General features: G+C 48.0%; 12 protein-coding genes and 1 pseudogene. 3 read left to right on the forward strand and 10 right to left on the reverse strand.

The window, feature by feature from the left end; genetic code table 11:
* Positions 1 to 121: 121 nt before the first annotated feature.
* The 6 genes from QUB61_RS03925 to rpsT form a co-directional block, all read right to left on the reverse strand.
* Entirely contained in the window at positions 122 to 1,996 is a 1,875-nt protein-coding gene (locus QUB61_RS03925) for a DNA-directed RNA polymerase subunit gamma (protein ID WP_333123892.1), read from the reverse strand.
* Between the two features lie 83 nt (positions 1,997 to 2,079).
* A complete protein-coding gene (locus QUB61_RS03930) occupies positions 2,080 to 3,168 on the reverse strand; it encodes an HNH endonuclease (RefSeq protein ID WP_333123895.1) in 1,089 nt (362 codons plus the stop codon).
* 148 nt (positions 3,169 to 3,316) lie between these two features.
* Positions 3,317 to 6,703 (reverse strand): DNA-directed RNA polymerase subunit beta, encoded by a 3,387-nt coding sequence (gene rpoB / locus QUB61_RS03935; protein WP_333123898.1) that lies wholly within the window; start codon positions 6,701 to 6,703, stop codon positions 3,317 to 3,319.
* A 58-nt stretch (positions 6,704 to 6,761) separates the two neighbouring features.
* Positions 6,762 to 7,178, reverse strand: coding sequence for a hypothetical protein (locus QUB61_RS03940; RefSeq protein ID WP_333123901.1), 417 nt, complete (start codon positions 7,176 to 7,178; stop codon positions 6,762 to 6,764).
* Between the two features lie 113 nt (positions 7,179 to 7,291).
* On the reverse strand, positions 7,292 to 8,071 hold the full coding sequence (locus QUB61_RS03945; protein ID WP_333123904.1) for a TatD family hydrolase: 780 nt from the start codon (positions 8,069 to 8,071) through the stop codon (positions 7,292 to 7,294).
* A 294-nt stretch (positions 8,072 to 8,365) separates the two neighbouring features.
* Positions 8,366 to 8,674, reverse strand: a complete 309-nt coding sequence (gene rpsT / locus QUB61_RS03950; protein WP_333123906.1) for a 30S ribosomal protein S20 — start codon at positions 8,672 to 8,674, stop codon at positions 8,366 to 8,368.
* Positions 8,675 to 9,554: 880 nt separating this feature from the next.
* Between rpsT and hisD the strand changes: the two genes are divergently transcribed.
* On the forward strand, positions 9,555 to 10,868 hold the full coding sequence (gene hisD, locus QUB61_RS03955) for a histidinol dehydrogenase (RefSeq protein ID WP_333123909.1): 1,314 nt from the start codon (positions 9,555 to 9,557) through the stop codon (positions 10,866 to 10,868).
* 510 nt (positions 10,869 to 11,378) lie between these two features.
* Entirely contained in the window at positions 11,379 to 12,587 is a 1,209-nt protein-coding gene (locus tag QUB61_RS03960) for a flavin monoamine oxidase family protein (protein WP_333123911.1), read from the forward strand.
* Between the two features lie 429 nt (positions 12,588 to 13,016).
* Here the strand turns inward: QUB61_RS03960 and QUB61_RS03965 are convergent, their stop codons facing one another.
* Positions 13,017 to 13,427 (reverse strand): transposase, encoded by a 411-nt coding sequence (locus QUB61_RS03965; protein WP_333123914.1) that lies wholly within the window; start codon positions 13,425 to 13,427, stop codon positions 13,017 to 13,019.
* A gap of 566 nt (positions 13,428 to 13,993) precedes the next feature.
* Between QUB61_RS03965 and QUB61_RS03970 the strand changes: the two genes are divergently transcribed.
* Complete coding sequence (locus QUB61_RS03970) at positions 13,994 to 14,422, forward strand: universal stress protein (RefSeq protein WP_333123916.1); 429 nt, start codon at positions 13,994 to 13,996, stop codon at positions 14,420 to 14,422.
* A 196-nt stretch (positions 14,423 to 14,618) separates the two neighbouring features.
* Here QUB61_RS03970 and QUB61_RS03975 read toward each other — a convergent pair whose 3' ends face one another.
* The 3 genes and pseudogenes from QUB61_RS03975 to QUB61_RS03985 all read right to left on the reverse strand — a co-directional run.
* The gene (locus QUB61_RS03975) at positions 14,619 to 15,953 is read right to left on the reverse strand and encodes a carbamoylphosphate synthase large subunit (RefSeq protein WP_333189824.1); all 1,335 of its coding nucleotides are present in this window, start codon (positions 15,951 to 15,953) and stop codon (positions 14,619 to 14,621) included.
* A gap of 142 nt (positions 15,954 to 16,095) precedes the next feature.
* Positions 16,096 to 16,989 carry an isoaspartyl peptidase/L-asparaginase family protein gene (locus tag QUB61_RS03980; protein WP_333123922.1) on the reverse strand — a complete coding sequence of 298 codons (894 nt, stop codon included), beginning with the start codon at positions 16,987 to 16,989 and terminating at the stop codon, positions 16,096 to 16,098.
* A gap of 377 nt (positions 16,990 to 17,366) precedes the next feature.
* Positions 17,367 to 17,561: pseudogene (locus tag QUB61_RS03985) on the reverse strand (hypothetical protein); the annotation flags it as partial.
* Positions 17,562 to 17,662 lie beyond the last annotated feature (101 nt).

The raw sequence follows: 17,662 nt of genomic DNA on the forward strand, positions 1-17,662 counted from the left end.
TTAGTAATTGGTAATTTTTCCGGCTTCGGTCGCTATTATTTGTTAGCGATTTTTTGTCAGTTATTACCCCTTACCCCTTACCTTTTACCCATTACCTCTTACCTCTTACCCTTCCCAATTCCTAATTGTTAATTACCGATTCGATCGTTTGGTGATAGATAATCCTGCCCGGAGTAGTGCGAATAAATTGATTGATCAACTTGCCCTCTGCGTCTTCCCGAACCCGACGGAACTTGTATTCTTTCGTCACTATACCGTCGGTAGAGCGTTCCACCTTCAGCGGTTCTCCCTCGGGTTCTGCGTTTTCTATGGCACCTTGAAACCTCACCCACACATAAGAGTGCAAGTCAACGACTCCTTGTTCGTAAGCGACAACCGCGTCGGTGAGGTTTGAGAAATAGTGACCGGATCCTTTTTGAGCGTCAGGATTTTCGGCTGTCAAGTAATAGCAACCGAGCACCATATCTTGAGAAGGAGTAACGATCGGTCTTCCGGTTGCCGGCGACATAATGTTGTTAGAAGCCAGCATCAGCAAGCGCGCTTCCGCCTGAGATTCCAGAGACAAAGGCACGTGCACGGCCATTTGGTCGCCGTCAAAGTCAGCGTTAAAAGCCGGACAGACTAGCGGGTGAAGCTGAATTGCTCTCCCGTCCACCAAAATCGGCTCAAAGGCTTGAATCCCCAAACGGTGCAGCGTCGGCGCCCGGTTCAGCATTACCGGGTGTCCTTCAATCACCTCCTGAAGCACGTCCCAAACACTGGCATCGTTGCGCTGGATCAGTTTTTTGGCAGCTTTGATGTTGTTGACCAATCCTTGGCGGATCAGGCGGTGGATGACGAAAGGCTGGAAAAGTTCGATCGCCATTTCCCTCGGCAAACCGCACTGATGAATTTTCAGTTTCGGCCCCACCACAATCACCGAACGCCCGGAGTAGTCAACCCGTTTCCCGAGCAAGTTTTGCCGGAAGCGGCCTTGTTTCCCTTCAATGATGTCCGACAGCGACTTCAGCGGGCGGTTGTTTGCGCCCACCACCGTCCGGCCCCGGCGACCGTTGTCAATCAGCGCATCCACAGCTTCTTGAAGCATCCGCTTTTCGTTGCGGATGATAATCTCCGGCGCCAGAATTTCTTGCAGTCTCGCCAAGCGGTTATTGCGGTTGATAACTCTCCGATATAGGTCGTTGAGGTCACTCGTTGCAAAACGCCCGCCGTCTAGCTGCACCATCGGCCGCAAGTCCGGGGGAATCACCGGAATCACATTGAGCACCATCCAATCGGGATGGGAACCCGTAGCGATGAAGTTGTCAATCACTCGCAAGCGTTTAATCAACTTCGCCCGCTTTTGACCTTTAGCATTAGCAATATCTTCCCGCAGCTTTTCCGCTTCAGTTTCTAGCGGAATATTTTGCAGCAAAACTTGCAAAGCTTCAGCACCAATCCCCACTTCTACACCTGTGAGTGTGGAATCTTCGCTGTAAAGTTCGTCTTCTATTTCCAGCCAAGCATCTTCCGTGAGCAATTGCTTGTATTGCAGCTTCTCTGCATTACCTGCATTGAGGACAACATAGGCATTGAAATACACGATTTGTTCGACATCTCGCAGCGGCATATCTAACAGAATTGCCATGTAACTCGGGATGCCTTTGAGGTACCAAACGTGAGCGACTGGAGCTGCTAATTTGATAAAGCCCATGCGATGGCGGCGGACGCGAGATTCAGTGACTTCAACACCGCATCTTTCGCAAACAATGCCTCTATGGCGAACTCGTTTGTACTTCCCACAATGACATTCCCAATCTTTTGCAGGCCCAAAAATGCGCTCGCAAAACAAGCCATCCATTTCAGGTTTTAATGTCCGGTAATTTATTGTTTCGGGTTTTGTCACTTCGCCGGTTATCTGACCGTTGGGTAAAGTTCTCTCTCCCCACTGTCGAATTCTTTCTGGTGAAGCTAACCCTATCTTGACGTAATCAAAGCGTTGTTCTATCTTAGCCATTTTGACTCCAATTGATGATTTACAGTCGATTTATTGTGGTAATTTATCTTTTTTGTTGGCTTGTTTTGCGGCTTAAATCAATTTTATTCTCCTCTATATGTGACATTTCTTTTGATATCAGAAATGACATTTCTGGATACCCCAAATTCCTGAGCAATTTTAGCAATGGATTCTCCGGCTTGAATTCGTTCTCTGATTTCAAGAGCTTGAGCAAAAGTAAATTTGCGATCGAGATGTCCACCCATGCGAGGAAGTGGAACCTCTTGACCTGCTTCCTTCCAAGTGACGTGATATTTAATATAGTGTATGGTTTTGCGGCCGACACTGTATTCCTGTGCTACATCTTTCATCCTCTTTCCTGCTGCTAGCTTTTGCCGAATTTCTCGCACCTTTTCCCAGTCTAATTTGGCATTGGAAAGGGGATGACTTTTGCCTTGGGTGCGTCCTTTCTTGGAAGCATCTAATGAATTTTGGGAGCGAGTACCAGCCCAAAGGTGTTCTGGATTGATGCAACTGGGATTGTCGCAGGTATGACAAGCATCCATCGAAGTCGGAAGTTCATATCCTAATTTCTCTGCTAAAATAGCACGAGTCACTGATTTTGATTTTCCATTTTTCAAGTACCTGCCATAACCTGGACCGTCTTTTGAACCTTGGAAAATGATGCAGCCGCTGTCTTGAATTTCTCCTAAAAAATTGGGTGAAACTGTAGTGAAGTTATCGGGAATATTTGTCTGAAGTATCTTAATAATAGTTTCATGTTGTACTCCATACTCTTTTGCTAGGTGGTTCTTGATGGTTCCAGATAAATATTTAGTCTGAATTTCCCGTAGTTGTGCGATCGACAATATGCCAATACCGGGAATACTTTTGCGTCTGGGAGTTTTGCGATCGCGCCCAATCATCTGCCCGGTATTCTCAGCTGCAGTACCTACTACCAGATGTGCCGGGTTGATGCAGCTTCGATTGTCGCAGGTGTGGCAAGCAAAATAACCGGAATCTAGAAATCCTGCTATTTTTGATTCGAGGACTAATCGATGGACTAATACCGTTTTCCCCTCGAGCCACTTGCGCGCGTAACCGTTGCCAAACTTGCTCCCTTGCCAGTTAATACAGCCAGTCTTCAGGTCAACTTCTCCTTCTATTCCTGGGACAACTGTTACAATAGTCATGTCAGCGTCTCTCCTCTTAAGAGCGTTGATTCGCCTCACCAGTGTTCGTACCACTGCTGAGGCATTTTAATTTGAGATTGTCGATTAAAGATTAAAGAATTGAATGCTGTCAAAAAATCTTTAATCTTTAATCTTTAATCTTTAATGCCTAATCCTCGTCGAGTTCGTCACGAGAAAGGGATTCGTAAGTAGGCCGGGAGGGCGATCGCTTGCCCCCAGCATCCGCCATCAAATCCACCTCAACGTGCTCGCTGCCCTCGTCGGACGTATTCACCTTGTGCACGGCAATATCCAAACACAAAGACTGCAACTCCCGCATCAGCACCTTGAAAGATTCCGGCGTACCGGGGCGCGGAATGGCTTTGCCTTTAACAATGGCGTTCAAAGCCTCGTTTCTCCCCTGCATATCGTCCGACTTCACAGTCAGCAACTCTTGCAAGGTGTAAGCTGCGCCGAACGCTTCCAGGGCCCAGACTTCCATTTCTCCGAACCGCTGACCCCCCTGCTGTGCTTTGCCGCCCAAAGGCTGCTGCGTTACTAGCGAGTAAGGGCCTGTGCTGCGGGCGTGGATCTTGTCGTCTACCAAGTGCACCAGCTTCAGCATATAGGCGATGCCGACTGTGATCGGGCGATCGAACGGTTCCCCTGTTCTGCCATCGTAGACAATTGTCTTGCCGGGGTGCTTTTCGCTAAACACCCAAGGCTTGCCTGTTTTTTCCCTGGCTTCCTGCAGCTTGCCGTGTACGGTTTCCCGCGACTTTTCAGCGCCGTGCATTTCATCAAAAGGCACCATCTTGAACCGCATCGACAGATTTTCGCCGGCCCATCCCAGCAAGCACTCAAAAATCTGACCTACGTTCATCCGCGACGGTACGCCCAAGGGATTGAGCACTATGTCCACGGGAGTTCCGTCGGGCAAGTAGGGCATATCCTCCATCGGCAGAATCCGGGAGACGATGCCTTTATTCCCGTGGCGGCCGGCCATTTTGTCGCCGACTTGAATTTTGCGCTTTTGAGCTACGTAGACGCGGACGACCATGTTGGCGCCCGGGGGCAGTTCGTCGCCCTGTTCGCGGGTAAACACCCGCACGTCCACCACGCGGCCTTTTTCGCCGTTAGGGACGCGGAGGGAATTGTCGCGCACGTCGCGGGCTTTTTCGCCGAAGATTGCCCTCAGGAGTTTTTCTTCCGGCGGTTGGTCGGATTCGCCTTTGGGGGTGACTTTGCCGACTAGGATGTCGCTGGCTTCTACCCAGGCTCCTTTGCGGATAATGCCCTGTTCGTCTAGCTGGCGCAGCGCGTCTTCGCCGACGTTAGGAATTTCGCGGGTGATTTCTTCGGGGCCGAGTTTGGTTTGGCGGGCTTCGATTTCGTATTTTTCAATGTGGATGCTGGTGTAGATATCTTCGTACACCAAACGCTCGCTGATTAGCATGGCGTCTTCGTAGTTGTAGCCTTCCCAAGGCATGTAAGCTACGAGGATGTTGTGACCCAGAGCGAGTTCTGCTCCTTCGGTGGAGGAACCGTCGGCGAGCACTTGACCTGCTACGACGCGATCGCCTTCATAAATCAGCGGACGCTGGTTTAAGCATGTATCTTGGTTTGAGCGCTGATATTTTTGCAGTTCGTGTTCGATGCAGCCGGAGTATTTTTGCTTCCAAACCGAGGGCTGTTTGACTTTGAGTTCGTCGTATTCCCGAATCAGGAAATGTTCTTCGCTGGAGTTGGATTCGGCATCCGAGGCCAGGGGTCTGACTATAATCCGGGTGGCGTCGATGTATATCACTTCGCCGTTAATCCGGGAAACTACAACCATCCCGGAATCTCGCGCGGCCTGAGCTTCTAAGCCGGTACCGACTAGGGGCCGTTCCGGTTTCAGCAGCGGCACGGCTTGCCGCTGCATGTTTGAACCCATCAGTGCTCGGTTGGCGTCGTCGTGTTCCAGGAACGGAATCAGGGATGTGGCGACGGAGACGATTTGCACTGGCGAAATCGCCATGTAGTCCACCTGCATGGGTGTGGTGGTGGTAAATTCTTGGCGGTAGCGGACGGCTACGGTTTCGCCCAAGAGGTTGTTGTTTTCGTCGAGGCTGATGTCTCCGGGGGCGACGCGCAAATCGTCTTCTTCATCGGCTGTCATGTAGACGGGGGCTTTGTCGCGCAGCACCTGTCCTTTTTCTACTGGATAAAAAGGAGTTTCGATGAAGCCGTAGGGGTTGACGCGGGCGTGGGTTGCTAAGGAACCGATCAGACCTGCGTTGGGACCTTCTGGTGTTTCGATCGGGCAAATTCGGCCGTAGTGGGACGGGTGAATGTCCCGCACTGCAAACCCGGCGCGTTCCCGAGTCAGACCTCCTGGGCCTAAGGCGGAAAGCCGGCGCTTGTGCGTCAGTTCTGCTAGGGGGTTGGTTTGATCCATGAACTGGGATAGCTGGGAGGAACCGAAGAATTCCTTGATTGCTGCTACCAGGGGTTTGGGGTTGACCAGAGATGCGGGGCTGAGGGAGTCGGCGTCGGAGACGGTCATTCTTTCGCGGATGATCCGTTCTAAGCGGTTGAGGCCGACGCGCACTTGGTTTTGCAGCAGTTCTCCGACGCTGCGGACGCGACGGTTGCCTAGGTGGTCGATGTCGTCGGTGGAGCCGATGTCGAATTCGAGGTTTATTAGGTAGTCGATCGCTGTCAAGATATCTTGCGATGTCAGCACCCGCATGGTATCGGGGACTGTCAAGCGCAATTTTTTGTTGAGTTTGTAGCGGCCGACTCTGCCCAAGTCGTAGCGTTTGGGGTCGAAGAAGCGGGAGTGGAGGAGCTGTTCGCCCCCGGCTACGGTGGGGGGTTCGCCGGGACGGAGTTTGCGGTAGAGCTCCATCAATGCTTCTTCTTCGCCGAATTGTCCTTCTTTCTCGATCGTTTTTTGGAAGTATTCCGGGTGCCGCAGGGAGTCGTAGATTTCGCCGTCTGTGAGTCCCAATGCTTTGAGCAGCACCTGGGCTGAGAGTTTGCGGGTTTTGTCGATTCTGACCCAGACTAAATCGTTTTTGTCTGTTTCAAATTTCAGCCAAGCGCCGCGGTTGGGGATGAGCGAGGCGTTGTAAGAACGGCGGCCGTTTTTGTCGGTTTCTGATTTGTAGTACACTCCGGGCGATCGCACGATTTGGTTGACTATCACCCGTTCTGCGCCGTTGATAATGAAAGTGCCGCGCTCGGTCATCAAGGGCAAATCGCCGATGAAGACTTCTTGTTCTTTGATTTCCCCTGTTTCTTTGTTAATCAGGCGGGTGGGTACGTACATTTGCACCGAGTAGGTGCTGTCCCTGCGCTTGGCTTCGTCCACGTCGTATTTGGGGCGCTTGAGTTTGAAGTCTTTGCCCATGAAGTGGAGTTCCAGCTTGCCCGTGTAGTCTGTAATCGGGGAGAAGCTGTCGAGTTCTTCGATCAGTCCGGCTTCTAGGAACCAGCGGAAACTTGCCCGCTGGATTTCGATCAGGTCGGGCAAGGTGAAGGCGAATTCTGTGTAATCTTTAGTGGTCATGGGTGTCCTTTTTCCGCAGTGGCTCTAGCTTTTTACATGGCGCCAAGGCAGGGCTTTTTTACCTTGTTGCGTTTTTTTGATGGATTGTGTGAGAGAATTTATATGATGTTTTCGATCGTCTACCAACTGCTACAACGGTTATTTTTGCGGGTTGCTCGCAGTATTTTTGTGCGGATTTTGGTTTCGATCGAGATGCTTTTAGCTCCGATCTCGTGGTGTTCCAGGATAAATCCCCTACACTTTTGACTCCTAAAATTGACTTGACAGCTATTGCCAAATTGCTGAGGTTCCAAGTTTCTTCTAATGTGTAAGTTTGAGGTATTGCGTGAAGTTTTTGGCGATCCCGAAGGTTAGCGTACTCGCGTTGTGTTGGCCTCAAGCGGGCGACATCGCAGTCGCGGATACTAAGCCAACGCCCGATCGGTCGGTTCTTTTTATTATAGGACGCAAATCCGATCGCAGCAGGCAACGCCAAAAGAATCTCAAATAAAGGATGAATCCGGTTTTTGGGCCAGGATATAAATGGGATTGTCCCTATCGCTTGTCCCTAAATCGACCTGTTTTCCTCGTTTCTCTGTTCTGAATAAGCTAAACAGAAAAGCCGAATAGCTGACAGGCATTTTCGGTTGTCTGCTGGGACAAAGTTAAGAGAGAAACTCCTCTCAATTTAGCAACTTGCTCGGCTACGTAGTAGACGTAGGCTGGTTCGTTGCGTTTTCCGCGCTGGGGTACGGGGGCGAGAAAAGGGCAATCTGTCTCGACTAGGATGCGATCGCTATTTACCATACAAGCTGATTCTTGTATTTGCAAGGCTTTTTTAAAGGTGACTGTTCCGCTAAAACTGATGTAGAAACCTAGGTCTAAAAACCACTGGGTTTCTTCGGGCGTGCCTCCCCAGCAGTGCATGACCCCGCGCACTGGCCCGCGTGTTTGCCAAAAGTTCCTCAGCATTTGGGCCATTGGGGCGGCGGCGTCGCGACAGTGGATAATGACTGGTTTGTCAAGTTGCTGGGCGATTTCAAGCTGTGCCTCAAACACTTTAAACTGGTGTTCTCGATCGTCAGCTTTATAAAAGTCCAGTCCGGTTTCGCCGATCGCCACTACCCTAGAGTCCGAATTCGCTAATTCCCTAATCAGGATCGCAGTCTCATCTTTCCACTTGTCGGCATCTAAGGGGTGGAGTCCCACCGCAAAGGAGACTTCTGCGAACTGATTGGCGATTGCTTGAATGCCGGCAAACTCTTCTGGCTCTACACAAGAATGAACCAGCCGAACTACACCAGCTTCGCGCCAGCGTTCTCGAATGGCTTCTAACTCAGATTTGTAGGTCTCAAAGTTGATATGAACGTGAGTGTCGATGAGCTGCATGGGGGAAGCAGATTAGAGGTGATACGGGAGAATCCCTGTCGGTGAGGTATCAGGGGTCGAAAAAGCGAGACTAGGAGACTGGGAGACTGGGAGCAAGTGGGAGAGTGGGAGAGGGGGGAGGGTTCGAGGGGGAAAAATCTTTCCTCTTCCTTTTTCCCTCAGTATCCCTCCGTTAAATCCCGTACACAATCCGTTTCCGAACTTCACGCTTGACTTCTTCCCTCAACATCCTTCCCTTAAATCCGTCCCATCCCGTACACAATCCGTTGCCTTTCTTCCTTCTGTCTTACTGTCTTAAGATGCTACCGATGATGATGATACTTCGTGTGGCTTGAGAGTTCTTGCCAAGCGGGACTTTTTGCGAGCGCCGTTGTTGCGGTGGAGTACACCTTTTTTGACAGCTTTGTCGATTTTGCTGTAGACCTCAGACATTCGCTGCTGGACTTCTTGCATTAATTCAGGGCTCGGAGCTGCGGCGTATTTGTCAACGGCCGCAAAATATTTCTTCATCAAAGTTTTGACCGCTGACTTGTAAGATTTGTTGTACAAGCGGTTACGTTCGGCGATTTTGACTCGTTTGACGGCGGACTTAATATTTGCCATAGTTCAGTTGCTGGAAGTAGGTATTCATTGATACACCCTAGTCTCAAGACAGTCTCAAGACACGGGGATTTTGAAGGACAACCTTTTCGGGACCGAGCCGCAAAAAGCTTGATTTTAAAAGGCTGAGTCAGACAGCCACTCTCCACTCGCTCAGTTCAATCTGAGTCTGTGGCTATTTTTTGGCGATCGCCCGCGCAATAATTTTTTATTGACTTATTTAACGGCCCATTTTTTGCCCCTGACGATACCCAAAGGTATGACACGGATGTTACGGATGCCTCTTGCGTGGTTTCCACCGTCACCAGTTAAAGTCACGGTTTCTGGCGCCCAACTTTCCAGTATACAATAATTTGGCGTTTTTATAAAAAAATTATCAGGTGTTGGAAAAACTAATATAGCATCTATTCTGCAAAGAATGTGATTCCCTGAAAAATCCAAGTTAAGCTATAACAAAGAGTACGGGTTATTGGGGCTTCAGCAAGAAGCACTTACCGCAGGCAGAAGGCAGAAGGCAGAAGGTAGAAGGTAGAAGGTAGCCGGAGTAGAAGGTAGAAGGTAGAAGGCAGAATCAACATTCTCCCGCTTGCACACTCTCCCCCTCACACACACTCTGGCTCGGACACTCTCCCCGTCTGGTATCGAACCCTCTCCCGCAGCACCCGGCTCTCTGGTGCACAATTCCTCAGAAAGGTTGTGACTTGTCCTCAGTGTGGCAAAATCCTCGACAGAGATTTAAACGCTGCACTGAAGCCTTTGAAAAGGCCGCGAGTCTCGCGGTTTAAGCTTGTGGACTGGTGGTCTACTTCAGCAGGAGATAGCCACAAAAATCCCCAATAGTCAAGCAAATGTTAGTGAATTATAGACGGCATTCCTAATCTCCATGCTGCGAATCATTACTCAGTGGGTTGAGGCACAAGCTGAACTGCGACGAATCTGCGATCGCACCCATGACGAACTTGTCGTTCACAAAGAAGCCACCGTCCGGGAGGTGCTGCAAGCTATAAGGCGCAGAGGCGATCAGGCTGTGCTGCACTACACTGCTGAATTTGACCGCATGACCCTAAATGTGGAAGAATTACGGGTCAGCGGCGCCGAATTGGATGCTGCTTACCAGCAGGTGTCGAAAGAATTATTAAATGCAATCCGCTTAGCTTGCAAACAGGTAGAGGCGTTTCACCGACAGCGCGTCCCGAAGTCTTGGGTGCAGTTTGGTGATGACGAGATTGTTTTGGGCAAACGCTACACCCCGGTCGATCGAGCGGGAATTTACATTCCTGGCGGTCAGGCGTCCTATCCAAGCTCGGTGATCATGAATGCGGTGCCAGCGAAGGTCGCCAAGGTTCTGAGACTGGTGATGTGTACTCCCCCCGGACAGGAGAAGAAAATGAATCCTGCGGTGCTCGTAGCGGCTCAGGAAGCGGGAGTTGATGAGATTTATCGGGTAGGCGGGGCGCAGGCGATCGCAGCTTTAGCCTACGGTACGGAAACTATTCCGAAGGTGGATTTAATTACTGGGCCGGGGAATATTTACGTCACCCTGGCTAAAAAACTGGTTTACGGGACTGTGGGGATCGATTCTCTGGCTGGCCCGTCCGAGGTCCTGATCATAGCAGACGGCTCGGCAAATTCTGTGCACGTGGCGGCGGATATGTTGGCTCAAGCTGAACATGATTCGATGGCGTCGGCAATTTTGCTGACGGCGGATTCGGTGCTGGCGAGGAAAGTGGTGGCTGAGGTGGACAGACAGTTGGCAAATCACCCGCGCCGAACTTTAACAGAAAAGGCGATCGCCAACTATGGTTTAGTCGTAGTAGTTGACTCGCTCAAAGCCGCGGCGGAACTCTCTAACGAGTTTGCCCCGGAACACTTGGAATTGCAAGTTGCAGATCCCTGGGCTTTGCTCGACCAAATTCGCCACGCTGGGGCGATTTTCTTGGGCTGCTCGACGCCGGAAGCTGTGGGCGATTATTTGGCTGGCCCGAATCACACTTTGCCGACTTCTGGGGCTGCTCGCTATGCGTCGCCCCTGGGTGTCGAGACTTTTATGAAGCATTCGAGTTTGATTCAATATTCGCCTGCTGCACTTAAGAAGGTGAGTAGGGCGATTAATGTTTTGGCCGAAGCTGAGGGGCTTCCTTCTCACGCTGATTCGGTGCGGCTGCGGACTGAAAATGAGGGAAAGGGTGAGTTTTAGATGGTAGATTTGAGATTGGCGATCGAGATTTAAGTAGATGAGTGGGAAAATACATAATTAGTCAAAAGCCAGTGAAACGCAGTGAAACGAAGCAATTCGCTGGCGATTATCCTAGCTTTACATTCTGTGACAAGCGGCAAAGTTTATTTCCACCTACCTACTGACGCACTCCGGGCTTAAGAAACCCGGTTTCTTCAAGTATCTTGCTTAAATGACGCAATTACAGCAGATTTCATGTTTGGGAAGTACATCCCCGATCCATGCATCCCCGTAGGAACATGGCATTGCCTTGTCCCTACTACTTTATGAACCTGGAATACGCTGTATTAGTCATTAGTTGTAGCGAACTGCAACTAAGGAGGGTGTTCCTCACAGGGAATTTGACTTTACTTCATATTGCTCATCTAATTTTTTAAACTCTTCCGCTTGTTTCATAATTGCTTCATATTCCCCTTTTTTCCTAAATTATCCAAAACTTTTAATATTACTGTAATTATTGGCTAGACCGCTATGTTTAAACTAAATCGCCGTCAATTTCTATTAAGTAGCGCTGTAACGTTTGGTGCGGCAATAGCCTATGCTCAACTTAAAGCCCAAAACTCCCGAACTTCAAGAGCATTAGAGAAAGGACTATCCTCTCAGAAAGCGATCGTCGTCGTCGGAGCGGGGTTGTCTGGTTTGGTTGCCGCTTACGAGTTAGCAGCAGTAGGTCATACAGTAACAGTTTTAGAAGCCCGCGAGCGAGTAGGAGGGAGAGTTTTGACCTTGAGAGGCAAATTTAGTGAGAATCATTTCATAGAAGTGGGAGCAGCTAGAATTCCGTCTAATCACAATTTAACACTTGACTATGCTCAACATTTTGGTTTGACTCTCAAGAGTTTTTTACCACCAAAGGGGTTTTACATTGCTGCGATCAAGGGGCGACGTCTTCTGATTCCTACTAATTTATCTGTATTTATACCGGGAGAAAAAATATCAAAGGTTGCTAAAATTGCTCAAGGTTCAGATCGATTGCCACAAGCATTTGCTACCGCTCTAGTTGATAAAATTTATCTAGGATCTGCGGTTACTCGCATTGAACAAACTTCTTCAGGGGTTCAAGTCTTGTGCCAATCAGGACAGCAATACACTGGAGACTGCGTAGTATGTACTGTTCCCTTGCCAGTCTTGGGACAGATCAATTTTCAGCCTCCACTATCACCTCAAAAACAGCTTGCTATCGCTGGGGGTTATAACTATCGCGCAGCGACACGAATGTTTGTTGAATTCTCCGAAAGATTCTGGGAAAAAAAAGGATTGAATGGTTGGGGGTTATTTGACGATCGTCCTGAAGAACTGTGGCACCCCACTTGGGATGCTTCTGGAAAAACAGGCATTTTGCACGCTTATCTGAAAGGGGAAAATGCCCTCGCTATGGATGCCCTCGCCCCAGACCAACAATTCCCTCAATTACTACAGCGATGGGAAAAGATTCTCCCTGGTATAAGTGCTTATCAGGGCAAGACGACCAGTTATTCTTGGGCTAAAGACCCTTGGTCGAGGTCAGGTTGGGCATACCCGACTGAAGATCAAGAAAAAAGGTTGTTTGATGAACTTGGAAAGTCGGAAGGTAAAGTCTATTTTGCTGGAGAACACACTTCTACTACGAGGGGATGGATGCAGGGCGCATTAGAATCTGGATTGAGGGCTGCTCAAGAGATCCATCAGGCAAGAACTTAATTTTCTGATATTTTTGTGCGCTCGCGCTATCATTTACAGATTGGCCCAGAATGCGAGCGTAGAGCAGACTGTACCCACTTTTTATCGATCGCTCTTGGTCTTGGGAAAGCGATTGCTTATTCAGCAAGCCCTAGATAATGGTGACGTATTTGCCACCCACATAGCAGGTTCGATGCTCTGTTTGAGCTTGAAATTTGTTCAAATCCCGTTAAATCGCAGCCTAATAAACCATTACTTCAGATTCAAGACTCTTGTTTCTAGTTGAATATACAGCATATTCCAGTTTTATGAACTACCGTAGCAGCAGCTTGTAAACCAGTTTTTGAAGTGCTTAGGATTGACCAAGTCAAGGGCCGTAGCCAGCAAAATGTCAACCATCTTGGTGGTGCTTGGTGAGAACTGACGTAAAAAAGATTTGAGTTGCGACCATTATAATTTTATAGGATTAAAGTCAGGAGAATAGCGTGATAAGTTCAGTAAACTAGCACCAGCGGCTTGTATCAATGGTTCAATAGTCCCCAACTTGTGAGCGGGTAGATTATCCATAACAACTACTGCACCTTCCCATAAGTTTGGCGCTAAAAAATGTTCAATAAAGACTTTAAAAGCTCTGCCATCAATTGACCCATTTAGTGTCATTAATCCTACTACTTTTTTTAAGCTAATTGCTCCGACAACTGTGACTTTGGCGCCGCGATTAAATGGTTTTAAATCGTAGACCCTACTACCACATATTGAACGTGCATGGGTGAGTGTTAACTCCAATAAAACGCCCATTTTATCCAAAAAAACCAGGTTGTCAGGGTCAAGTTTTTTCACTTTTTCCCAATATTCACACATATGAATTTGCACTCTTTCAGTGGCAGACTGACTACTGCGTATGGTCTTTTTTTTCGCGTTAAATTTTGTTTTTTTAGTTCACGACACATCATGCTAGGGCTAATAGCTTCCTTGTAGTTCATAAGCCAATATTCACAATATTCTGACAACGATGCTCTCCATTGTTTTTATACCGTCGAGATCAATTCAGTCCGGCGCGAGTTTAACACACTTTTGGGGCTGACACCTTGTTTTCTGGGTTGAACACGACCAGTCGTTTGTTTTTGTTTTAAAATTTTTTGAACAAACCCTTTACTCACATCAAATCAGGTGGCTACTTTTCTAATTGAGGTATCACCTTGTTCATGAACTTTAACTATTTTCTCACGCTACTCGATCGAATAAGGTTTCATTTTTTTCGTTGATGTACTCAATACAGTGTATGATATATACATGGAATCTGCTGTATGTTAGGAAACCGGCTTTCTGCCTAGGTAATGATGATGTGGGTGGAAAGCGCGAAATTGTGGAAAGTAGGCGACAATCAACGAGAAATTTAAAGTCTAGTATCGGAGATTTAAAGGGGCATGGTATTAAATACTGTTTTGGTAGCGATCGACAATTCAGAGTTAGCGACTCAGGTATTGGAAGTTGTAGGACAATTTCAGCTAGAACCGGCGGCAAAGGTGATTCTAGTTCATGTTGTCAGTTCTGGTAGGTCGGATTTTGACGCGGTTGTCGATCGACCTCACCCTCAGGGAGATGAGATTGCTTACCGAGAAGTGGAGAAGTTACTGCAATCTTATCAGGAAAAGTTGCCTTGCCAGAGCGATTTAGAAATTGTGTCCGGGGATCCAGCAGAGGAAATTTTGCGTTTGGCTAATATTTATAAAGCCGATTTAATTGCGATCGGCTGTCGGGGTTTGACTGGTTTAAAGCGGATTTTGGAGGGTTCGGTGAGTGCGGAGGTTGTGGCTGAGGCTCCTTGTTCGGTGTTGGTGGTGCGCGCCAGATGAGGGGGAAAACCGCATAATATCGATTCCGGCTGCACCGTCTGTCATTGTTGACGGTTGACTGTTGACTGTTGACGGTTGACGGTTGACTAATGACTAATGACTAATGACTGCTGACTAATGACTAATAACTAATGACTAATAACTAATGACTAATGACTAATGATTGATATAACCGCTGCAATCGGTAGAGTAGATATTAACCCATTTGCTGCAATCCCTTACTGTGCAAATTCTCCTCAATGTGGTGCATTTCCTTCATATCCTCACCCGCAACTATCCCGTAAATTTCAGTGTAGATTTTCCCGTATTTAACCTTCTCTAAAGCTGACAAGATTATCAAGTCCTTGCGATCGAGTTCGGGTTTCAGTGTGACAAGAATGGATTCCAAAGTTCCATCCATTCGCCAGTCACTGGAATATTTAGCCACCTCCTTTCCCAGCCCCAGTAAGGTATGGCGCTGCACACAAAGCGGAGTCGAGCCATTAACTCGGAAATTGGCATCTATGGCATACAACTGTCCCTCAGAGTCTTCCAGCACGTCGAAGCCAATAACGCCGAAATAACCCTGTTGGTGAGCATATTTACCAATAGCGGCAATCATCTCAAAAAACCTACTCATGTCGGTTTCGCGGTAGTGAATCAGTCCCCCTAAATAGCTGCCCTCAGGGGTGACAAGTTGGCTAGTAGTACCGATGAGCCTGATATTTCCCGTTTTGCTTACATAGAACTGCACGCAAAAGTTCTGCACTTCATTCTTGACGAATTCCGATACAATAATCGTATCCAGCAACTTAATATCGAGATATTTCCTCACTTCCTGCAAGCAATAATTCAAATCGCTGGCGCTTTTGATAATATAAGTGCCTTCTCCAGAAAGTCCGTGGGATGTTTTAATCAAGTAGGGGAATTGCTCTGGTAACTGAATGTTTTCGAGATTGACTTCGTGCAGATTGTAGGTTTCGTATTTCGGACATTGTACGCCTAATTCTGCTAGCGTTGCTTTGCTGAGCAAGTGGTAGTGGATGTCGGGATGGACGGCGTGTTTTTCAGGTTTGAGATTGTCGAAGGGAAATAGACTCAGGAGTTTGTCAAAGCGATCGCTTCGGCTGAGATCTTCGAGATAAGTTGAGCAGTCTATCATCTCCATACTGCTGTAGCTGAAGCCAAAATGCTCCCGCCAATAGTCTATCAGCGATTTCGGCGGCTGATTGATCGCAATCCCAGGGATGGCATCGCCTAACACAGCCAGATTTTTCCAAGGTTCCTTCTGACCAATCTTGTCGAAAGAAGTTTTGGTGGCTTCACTGCTGCCGTCTTGAATAAAGTATTTTTGCCTGTTGGGGTAAGCAGCCCAACTGGCAGTTGCAGGGTAATTTAGGATGAACGCATAACGTGCATCTGTGATGTCTGGAGCAAACAAATCGGAAAGAGAATTACCCTGAAAGTAAGGAAAGTCGTATGTTGAGTTCATAGATACATCCAAGTCGAGTTTGAATTGAACTGTTTTGCCGGCCGCTAAGTAGCTCGACATAATTAAAAGTAGGGTGGGCTATGCCCGCCCTACAAATTGAAAAATTGTTTATTGATGTCCAGCTACTTAATACCTAGGAAACAAGATATTAGCTGCGGAATTTTAACTCTATCCAACTAGAGAGAATGCAACCTCAATAATTTCAACGATAGACGAGTTGTTTTTTCTTAGTGAACACAGCCACCTTGTCCATTCCTGAGGTTCTATAAGCACAAGCCATGTCGGTTGAGTTATGCGCCCAGCCAACCCGCCCTTGAGGGTCAATGATGACGCACCCAGCTTCTCCTGCTACCTTAGATGCCAGAGTCTCAATTGCCATCTGCGCTGCTTGGTCTGGGTGCTTGCCGGACGCTAGAATGTCGATCGCCGTCTTAGCCAGAACTACGGGTATAATCGACTCGCCATCGCCTGTGGTCGAGCAACCGCCCTGTTGACTGTCAGCAAACAAGCCTGAGCCGATAATGGCGCTGTCGCCGACGCGACCGGCGGGCTTATTCATAGTGCCCCCAGTTGAGGTACCGGCAACTAAGGTGCCATTACTATCCAAAGCTACACAACCAACGGTATTGGGGCGGTCAATAACTTCTTTTTCCTCCTCCCACTCTTCCTGTTGCTCATCCGCGATTAAGTCTTTTTTTGTACACATCTCGGCTCCAATTTCTGCCGCAAAATGTTCTGCGCGATCCGCTACTAAGAACATGGGTTTTTTATCCATAATCTTTCGCGCCACGGAGATGGGATGGCACACGCCTTGAACATTTGCGATCGCTCCCCAAGCTAAGGAACCGCCTTCCATGATCCCTGCGTCTAGCTCTACTTCTCCCTTACTGTTGAGAACCGATCCAAAGCCTGCGTTAAATGTCTGGTCAGCTTCCAGAACCCGGATAGCTGCCTCAACAGCTTCTGCTGCGGTACCCCCGCTTGCGAGAACTGCCCAACCAGCTTCTGCTGCTGCGGTACAGCCTGCATTGTTGGCTGCAACCTTGTCTTCTGTGATGGTTTTTGCTCCACCGTGAACAATAATACTCAGTACCATAAATTTCCTTTTTTTTATCTTAAGTTCTACTTAAAAATTTCTTACATTAATAATCAATTTTTAAGTAGTTTTTTCTCCCTCATAGTTTTATACATTAGCTGTGTTTAATTTGGCGTTCTTCTATCTTCAGATATAATTAGATTTGTCGAGATTTGTATTCCTCTAGACCTAGCTACTTACGAATTATTAATATATATGTTGCCAAAGTTAGGTCGATAGTTTGAGCAAATTTAGGTGCGAGTTAGTTAAGGAAATTGAAAGAGTTAGGGAGTAAAGATGAGGTAAAACTTAAGGCGATGCACTACACCTTAACAGGCAAAATCGGTAAACGTGAAGAAGGAGACTTTGAGAGACAATAAGTGCGATCGACCTTCACATCACTCTGAGTCTTTCTGCTTACCCGCCAAAAACCCGCACAAACGCAGTAAACTAGCGGTTTGCTCCAAATTCAGCGCTAGCAGCGACACTCCCTCCAACCGAGACTGGACCCAACCGTCGCCCCCATACCACTGCTGAAATCCATCAATTCCCAGGCTCAACAACAGCCGCAGACAATTCTGCTCAGCAATATCGCGGTGGGGCGATTCCCCCGTGCACGGTCAATCGATTTTAGATTTTAGATTTTAGATTTTAGATTGACCCCACGGATAAATGCGGGGGCTTGAGGATTTTC

The organism is Microcoleus sp. C2D2 (assembly GCF_036702495.1).
GTDB lineage: Bacteria > Cyanobacteriota > Cyanobacteriia > Cyanobacteriales > Microcoleaceae > Microcoleus.

Bases quoted from the DNA above. Each gene is read 5' to 3' on its own strand.
- QUB61_RS03925 (WP_333123892.1), bottom strand. From the start codon at position 1,996: ATGGCTAAGATAGAACAACGCTTTGATTACGTCAAGATAGGGTTAGCT.
- QUB61_RS03930 (WP_333123895.1), bottom strand. From the start codon at position 3,168: ATGACTATTGTAACAGTTGTCCCAGGAATAGAAGGAGAAGTTGACCTG.
- rpoB (WP_333123898.1), bottom strand. From the start codon at position 6,703: ATGACCACTAAAGATTACACAGAATTCGCCTTCACCTTGCCCGACCTG.
- QUB61_RS03945 (WP_333123904.1), bottom strand. From the start codon at position 8,071: ATGCAGCTCATCGACACTCACGTTCATATCAACTTTGAGACCTACAAA.
- rpsT (WP_333123906.1), bottom strand. From the start codon at position 8,674: ATGGCAAATATTAAGTCCGCCGTCAAACGAGTCAAAATCGCCGAACGT.
- hisD (WP_333123909.1), top strand. From the start codon at position 9,555: ATGCTGCGAATCATTACTCAGTGGGTTGAGGCACAAGCTGAACTGCGA.
- QUB61_RS03960 (WP_333123911.1), top strand. From the start codon at position 11,379: ATGTTTAAACTAAATCGCCGTCAATTTCTATTAAGTAGCGCTGTAACG.
- QUB61_RS03965 (WP_333123914.1), bottom strand. From the start codon at position 13,427: ATGTGTGAATATTGGGAAAAAGTGAAAAAACTTGACCCTGACAACCTG.
- QUB61_RS03970 (WP_333123916.1), top strand. From the start codon at position 13,994: ATGGTATTAAATACTGTTTTGGTAGCGATCGACAATTCAGAGTTAGCG.
- QUB61_RS03975 (WP_333189824.1), bottom strand. From the start codon at position 15,953: ATGTCGAGCTACTTAGCGGCCGGCAAAACAGTTCAATTCAAACTCGAC.
- QUB61_RS03980 (WP_333123922.1), bottom strand. From the start codon at position 16,989: ATGGTACTGAGTATTATTGTTCACGGTGGAGCAAAAACCATCACAGAA.